Consider the following 6,869-nt stretch of genomic DNA (forward strand, 5'->3'; position numbering starts at 1 on the left):
CATAAAGACCCATTCCATATCGGGATTATCAACTAATTGTTTAAATAGTTTAGTAAAAATACCGCGTTTAGACCAACGATTAAAACTTTGTCAAATGCTATTGGATTTGCCAAAACAGCTTGGTATATCAGCCCATTGGCAGCTCGTACGCAAACGAAACAGTATGCCTTCAACGGTTTTGCGTAGATTTTTCTTGCGATAAATGCCAAGTTGTTTCAAAATGGGAAACAGTCTTGACCATGTTTCATCTGTAAGTGTGGTTCGGGACATGGCAAAGATTTAAAGGTGTTTGTGTGGAAACAACATCTTAAACTCTTTGCCACTTTTTTTAAATTGTCATTAGCCCCTAGTCTAGAGCCTTTATTAAAATCAATTTGTTAAAATAAAAAGACACGTCTAATATCTCCGCATATAAAATCATCAGTATCTACTAATCAATATGAATGTTTCTCATCTGCAGTTAATTTTTTCAATACTATTCAATAAAAAATTTGCAAATATTAATCGTTGAAAAACAAAAATATTTTAAAAATTATTTAATTAGCCAAAATGGTAAAAAATAAATATTTTTTCATTAAAAAATTTAATAGCGTAAACATTACCTCTTCAGAAATATTTTGCATAGAATAGTCATAATTTTTCTCTAAAAGGATGTTGTATGTCAGACTCACTCAACGATATTATCCAAAACCTTAGCGACTCCCATGCGGATATCGAATCCGCCTATCTCTTTACGGTTGACGGTTTAATTTTATCAGGAAATCATAGAGATACATTAATCGACGAAATTGGCGCCACCGCTGCCGCCATTAAAAGCATCGCGGAAAGAAGCAATCATCTCTTATATCGCGGCGAAATGCAGCAAGTGCATATCTTTAGCAAGCAGGGCTCTCTAATTATTACTGGAGTCAAAGACGATATGATTTTAGTCGCTCTTATCAGAGAACAAGCCAACATCGGCACGATATTTCACGAAATCAAAACCAGCGCTGAAAAAATCTCCTACTTATTCTAAAAAATCCATGAAAACAATAACACATCAATTCTATGACGGAAGACAAGAAGAAATTAACTATATTAATGAAGAATTTCCTTATCCAGAAGGACAGTTAATTATTTCCAGAACAGATTTAGCGGGCAACATTACCCATTTTAATCAAGCCTTTGTGATTCTCAGCGGCTACACCCGCGAAGAACTGCTCAAACAACAGCATTCTATTTTACGTCATCCCGATATGCCGAGAGCCGCATTCAAAGGCTTATGGGATACCGTCCAAGCAGGTAAAAAATGGCACGGCTATGTGAAAAATCTGCGTAAAGACGGACGTTTTTATTGGGTTTATGCCACCGTGGTGCCGAATTATCATGGCGATATCATTGAAGGCTACACCTCCGTCCGCCGGCAACCTTCTCGTGAAAAAATAGCCTATTACACTGAGGTATATAAAAAACTACTTGAGGAGGAAAAAGAAAATGGCTGAGTTATCCCTATTGATTGCTCCGGATTATCCGCCCCGTTACACACTGGATTGGTACCGCCTAACAATTGCCTTAGAACGTTTTCTTGCCCGTCCCATACATTTACAACTGGCGATTAATTTTAATGATTTTTATCACTATATGGAACTTAATCCTACTCTGGTGCATGTAGGATCTTACGATACCGCCAAAATTATGCGCAATTACCAATATCTGCCTCTTGCGCGCCCCGAAGCCGCCAGTGATGAAGTCATTATTTTCTCAGATCGCGACTCTCTCATTCTGCATTTAGACGATATTGATAAAACCACCAAATTTATCTGTTTAAATGATGTTAATGTGCAAAGAATCGGAGAAATCCTATTAGAGCCGCGCAGTATTTACCGCAAAGAAGTCGATTGGCAGAGAATGGATAACTATCAAAGCATCTTACGTTTAGTACGCGGCAGTATTAATACGGTCGGCATCATGCGTAGCAACGTTTTCCATCAATTGTCGCCGAATCTCAAACAACGCTATTGCCCGATCATTACCAGCTCATTATCAGTGCTATTTCATACTATGCTGTTATCACCTAGCTTTGCAGACGAACATCAAACTTTTCACAAAGCCGTGCAATCGCTTAATGAAAGAAAAGATATTTTGCAAGAACTGGATATGCGCAGCATTAAACCCATGAATAATGAAGTCGGCTTATTTATCTGCGATATTGTCGATACCCTGATTTAAGAAACAGTATGAATAAACCATGCAAACAGGTGCTTTAACTGCGGTATAGAGACACAAAAGCTTAGATGCTTGACAAGAACAGCCGCTGCAGGGTTTATAAATACAGATTCTAATATGCCAAATACACGCCGTCTATCAAAGGCGGCGTTTTTATAAATTTATATTTTTAAATAAGTGTTTATGCTTTTGGATACCCCTCAGGGTTTTGCGATTGCCAGCGCCAAGTGTCTGCCATCATCTCCGCCAAACCGCGTTTCGCCGCCCAACCCAGCTCCGCTTTCGCTTTGCTCGGATCGGCATAGCAAGTCGCAATGTCGCCGGCGCGGCGCGGCGCGATTTCATAAGCCAAGGATTTGCCGCAAGCCTCTTCAAAAGCCTGCAGCATTTCCAGTACCGAATAGCCTTGCCCCGTACCTAAATTCCAAATAGACAAGCCCTGCTGATTGCGGATTTTTTCCAGCGCACGCAAATGCCCTTCCGCCAAATCCATGACATGAATATAATCGCGCACGCCCGTACCGTCGATAGTCGGATAATGATTGCCGAAGACACGCAAATACGGCAATTTGCCCACCGCCACTTGAGCAATATACGGCAATAGATTATTCGGCAAACCGTTAGGATCTTCGCCGATCATGCCGCTTTCATGCGCGCCTACCGGATTGAAATAACGCAAAATGGCAATCCGCCACTCCGGATCTGCTATTTCTACATCCATCAGCATATCTTCAATCATGAGTTTGCTGCGCCCGTAAGGATTGGTCGGACGACTGGTCGGGCAAGCCTCGCTAATCGGCATTTGCTGCGGCTCGCCGTAAACCGTGGCGGAGGAGCTGAAAATAAAGGTTTTCACATTCGCCGCCTGCATCGCCCCCAGCAAAGTCGCTGCGCCATGTACGTTAACCTGATAATACAGCAAAGGTTTTTCCACGCTTTCGCCCACCGCTTTCAGTCCGGCAAAATTAATCACCGCTTCAATCGAATGTTCCGCAAAAAGGCGGTCAAGCAAAGCGCGGTCGCGGATATCGCCTTTGATGAATTGCGCCGCTTTGCCGCAGAGCGTTTGCACGCGGCGCAAAGACTCCTCGCTGCTATTGCTCAAATTATCCAAAACCAAAACCTCATAGCCCGCCTGCAAAAGCAAGAGAACCGTATGCGAGCCGATATAACCCGCGCCGCCGGTGACTAAAATCATTGCTGTTCCTCATGATTACTGATGCGCCTATTATAAACCGATTAGCCGATTTCGGCATCTATGCTATACTTCGCCCATCGTATTTATGGCTTGTTTATGTCTTCCACTATCGCTTACACGCCCATTCCCACCCAATGGGTCGGACCAATCAAAATCAGCGGCAATACCGTTAACGAAAGCATCAGCGTACCGCTCGCCACCTATGAAAGCCCGCTTTGGCCTTCTTGCGGACGCGGTGCCAAAATCTCTTGCTTATTGGAGCAAGGCATTATGGTCAATGTCTTAGATGCCCGCATGACGCGCTCGGTTATTTTCGACTGCCAATTTGCCGCCCAAGCCCAAGCATGCGCCCAAGAAATCTTGGCACGCCAAGCGGATTTGCAAGAGGTAGTGGCACAAAGCAGCCGTTATGCCAAATTACTTGATATTCATCATGAAATTGTCGGAAATCTGCTATTTCTGCGTTTTGCTTTCAGCACCGGCGATGCCTCGGGACACAATATGGCGACCAAAGCCGCCGATGCCCTAATTAACCACCTCTTAGCCAATTACCCGGCCATGCGCTACGGCTCGATTTCGGGCAATTACTGCATTGATAAAAAAGCCGGTGCCGTCAATGGTATTTTAGGACGCGGCAAACGCGTTGTAGCGGAAATCCTGATTCCGGAAAAAATCTGCCGCCGCTATTTGCGCAGCGATGCCGAGACCATCGTCGCGCTGAACACGCGCAAAAACCACATCGGCAGCAATTTGGCAGGCTCGATACGCAGCGCCAATGCGCATTTCGCCAATATGCTCCTCGCCTTTTATCTCGCCACAGGACAGGATGCCGCCAATATCATCGAAGGCTCGCAAGGTATCGTGCATTGTGAAAACCGCGACGGCGATTTGTATTTTTCCTGCACTCTGCCCAATTTGATTGTCGGTACAGTCGGTAACGGCAAAGGACAGGGCTTGGAAGTCGTCGAGCAACATTTGCAGCAACTCGGCTGTCGTGAACAACGCGATTCGGGCGACAATGCGCGCCGTCTTGCCGCCTTATGTGCTGCCGTGGTGCTATGCGGCGAACTCTCTTTGCTCGCCGCGCAAACCAATCCGGGCGAACTGATGCGCGCCCACCTTGCTTTGGAACGCAAAGCATGAAAGAACAATTTGCGCGCATCAACCAACGCAAACGCGAACATCTCGACATTATCGCCGGCGACCAAGACATCGAACGCGGTCAAAATGGGCTTGACCGCTACCATCTGCAACATCGCGCCCTGCCCGAAATCGCCTTAGACGACATCGACACGCGGGTAAATTTTCTCGGCAAAACCTTATCCTTTCCGCTCATCATCTCCTCCATGACCGGCGGCGATGACGAACTGATATGCCGCATTAATCGCAATCTCGCCCAAGCGGCAGAAGCCTGCCAAGTGGCGATGGCGGTCGGCTCGCAACGCGTCATGATGCGCGAAAAAGCTGCCCAAGCCAGTTTCGATTTGCGTGAATATGCTCCTAATGCCGTCCTCATCGGCAATCTGGGCGCAGTACAACTCAATTACGATTTCGGCATCCGCGAATGCCAGCAAGCGGTAGAAATCCTCTCCGCTGACGGACTCTATCTGCATCTTAACCCCTTGCAAGAAGCCATCCAACCCGAAGGCGACACCGATTTCAGCAACCTCAGCGATAAAATCGCGCAAATCAACCGCGATCTGAACGTCCCTGTGCTGCTTAAAGAAGTCGGCTGTGGACTCAGTCTTGCCGACATCGCATTAGGCATCAAAGCCGGCATCCGTTACTTCGACATCGCGGGGCGCGGCGGCACCTCGTGGAGCCGCATCGAATACCACCGCCGCCGCAATCATCAAGACAATCTCGGACTCATCTTCCAAGATTGGGGATTGCCGATGGCAGGTGCACTCAAACAAGCCTACCAACACCATCCGGAACAATTCTTCATTGCCAGCGGCGGCATTCGCAACGGCATCGACATGGCAAAATCCATCATCCTAGGTGCGCAACTATGCGGCATTGCCGCGCCCTTCTTAGCTGCCGCCCAAGAAAGCGCAGAAGCCGTCATCGCCCAAATTCAACAACTACAGCAGCAATACCGAACCGCCCTCTTTTTGCTCGGATGCAAAAATCAGCAACAATTGCGCGGACAGTGGCAATACTTCCTTCAGGACTAAACATGACAGCAATAGGAATCGACAAAATCGCCTTCTACACCCCCGCCTATTATTTAGCGCTTGCCACACTCGCCGAACGCGACGGCATAGACCCGCAAAAATATCATCAAGGCATCGGGCAAGACCGCTTTTCTGTCCCCAGCCATGACGAAGACTGCGTTACCCTTGCCGCCAATGCTGCTGCCGGCATCCTAAACGCGGAAGATATCGCCGCCATCGACAGCATCTTTCTCGCCACCGAAAGCGGCATCGACCAATCTAAAGCCGCCGCCGTCTATGTACACGCCCTGCTCGGACTGCGCCCCAACTGCCGCGCCGTAGAACTCAAACAAGCCTGCTACAGCGCCACCGCAGGACTGCAAATGGCCTGTGCCTACGTCGCCAGCCATCCCGAACGCAAAGTTCTGCTGATTGCCAGCGACATCGCGCGCTATGACATGCACGGCGCCGCCGAAGCCACACAAGGCAGCGCCGCCGTTGCCATGCTCATCAGCGCAAACCCGCGCATCGCCGCATTAGAAGGACCTGCCGGCTGCTACACCCAAGACGTCATGGACTTCTGGCGCCCCAATCACCGCAACACCCCATTAGTGGACGGCAAACTCTCCACCATGATTTACATGCAAGCGGCAGAAAAAGCGTGGCAAGACTATCAAGCACAAGGCGGCGCGGCATTTTCCGACTTTGCCCAATACTGCTACCACCTGCCCTTCAGCAAAATGGGCATCAAAACCCACCAACGCCTATGCAAAAGCAATAACTGCGCGGAAGACAACAGCAAAATCGCCGCCGGCATGATCTACAACCGCGAAATTGGCAACAGCTATACCGCCGCTCTTTACCTCAGTTTTTGCTCCGCTCTTGACCACCGCGACGATTTAAGCGGCGAACTTGTCGGCATGTTGAGCTACGGCTCAGGCTGCGTCGCTGAATATTTCGCCCTGCGCATTCAAGAAAGCTATCTTAGCCAACGTCGCAAAGAAAACCATGCCGTCCTGCTTGCGCAACGCAGCGCCCTCAGCCTTGCCGAATACAAAAACTTTTGGAACCGCCAAGACTACGGCAGCAAAGAAAACCTTGTCTTAGCCCCGCAAACCCGCGGCAAATTCCGCCTTGCCGGCATTGAAAAAGACGAACGCCGTTATAGCCAAGGAATCCAAAAAAGGTTACACTAAAACTTATGGCATACTCAAAAGATTACAGACAAATGATATTAGACAAGCTGGCATCAGGTCATAGCTACAGAAAGCTTGTTGAAGAATATCGACTCAGCGCAACAAGCATTCAAC

The 6,869-nt window shown here is 47.9% G+C and carries 7 protein-coding genes and 1 pseudogene; 6 read left to right on the forward strand and 2 right to left on the reverse strand.

Annotation, left to right across the window (positions count from 1 at the left end; all coding sequences use genetic code 11):
- Nucleotides 1-270: pseudogene (locus ACJHVI_RS09205) on the reverse strand (transposase); the annotation flags it as partial.
- Between the two features lie 388 nt (nt 271-658).
- Here ACJHVI_RS09205 and ACJHVI_RS09210 point away from each other — a divergent pair.
- From ACJHVI_RS09210 to ACJHVI_RS09220, 3 genes are read left to right on the forward strand one after another with little or no spacing between them, the layout of a single operon-like run.
- Nucleotides 659-1,015 carry a roadblock/LC7 domain-containing protein gene (locus tag ACJHVI_RS09210; protein WP_483184438.1) on the forward strand — a complete coding sequence of 119 codons (357 nt, stop codon included), beginning with the start codon at nt 659-661 and terminating at the stop codon, nt 1,013-1,015.
- Between the two features lie 7 nt (nt 1,016-1,022).
- The gene (locus ACJHVI_RS09215) at nt 1,023-1,481 is read left to right on the forward strand and encodes a PAS domain-containing protein (protein ID WP_483184439.1); all 459 of its coding nucleotides are present in this window, start codon (nt 1,023-1,025) and stop codon (nt 1,479-1,481) included.
- The gene (locus ACJHVI_RS09220) at nt 1,474-2,208 is read left to right on the forward strand and encodes a PhnD/SsuA/transferrin family substrate-binding protein (RefSeq protein WP_483184440.1); all 735 of its coding nucleotides are present in this window, start codon (nt 1,474-1,476) and stop codon (nt 2,206-2,208) included. The genes ACJHVI_RS09215 and ACJHVI_RS09220 overlap by 8 nt, the downstream gene beginning before the upstream one ends.
- 178 nt (nt 2,209-2,386) lie before the next feature.
- On the opposite strand, the gene galE is transcribed toward ACJHVI_RS09220, so the two are convergent.
- Entirely contained in the window at nt 2,387-3,403 is a 1,017-nt protein-coding gene (gene galE / locus ACJHVI_RS09225) for a UDP-glucose 4-epimerase GalE (protein WP_483184441.1), read from the reverse strand.
- A gap of 96 nt (nt 3,404-3,499) precedes the next feature.
- Here galE and ACJHVI_RS09230 point away from each other — a divergent pair, with 96 nt between their 5' ends.
- From ACJHVI_RS09230 to ACJHVI_RS09240, 3 genes are read left to right on the forward strand one after another with little or no spacing between them, the layout of a single operon-like run.
- Nucleotides 3,500-4,546, forward strand: coding sequence for a hydroxymethylglutaryl-CoA reductase (locus tag ACJHVI_RS09230; protein WP_483184442.1), 1,047 nt, complete (start codon nt 3,500-3,502; stop codon nt 4,544-4,546).
- The gene (fni, locus tag ACJHVI_RS09235; protein ID WP_483184443.1) at nt 4,543-5,580 is read left to right on the forward strand and encodes a type 2 isopentenyl-diphosphate Delta-isomerase; all 1,038 of its coding nucleotides are present in this window, start codon (nt 4,543-4,545) and stop codon (nt 5,578-5,580) included. Before ACJHVI_RS09230 ends, fni begins: the two co-directional genes overlap by 4 nt.
- A gap of 2 nt (nt 5,581-5,582) precedes the next feature.
- Nucleotides 5,583-6,755: a hydroxymethylglutaryl-CoA synthase gene (locus ACJHVI_RS09240; RefSeq protein ID WP_483184444.1), complete on the forward strand. Its 1,173-nt coding sequence runs from the start codon at nt 5,583-5,585 to the stop codon at nt 6,753-6,755.
- Nucleotides 6,756-6,869: the final 114 nt, after the last annotated feature.

It is taken from the genome of Suttonella sp. (genome assembly GCF_056855035.1).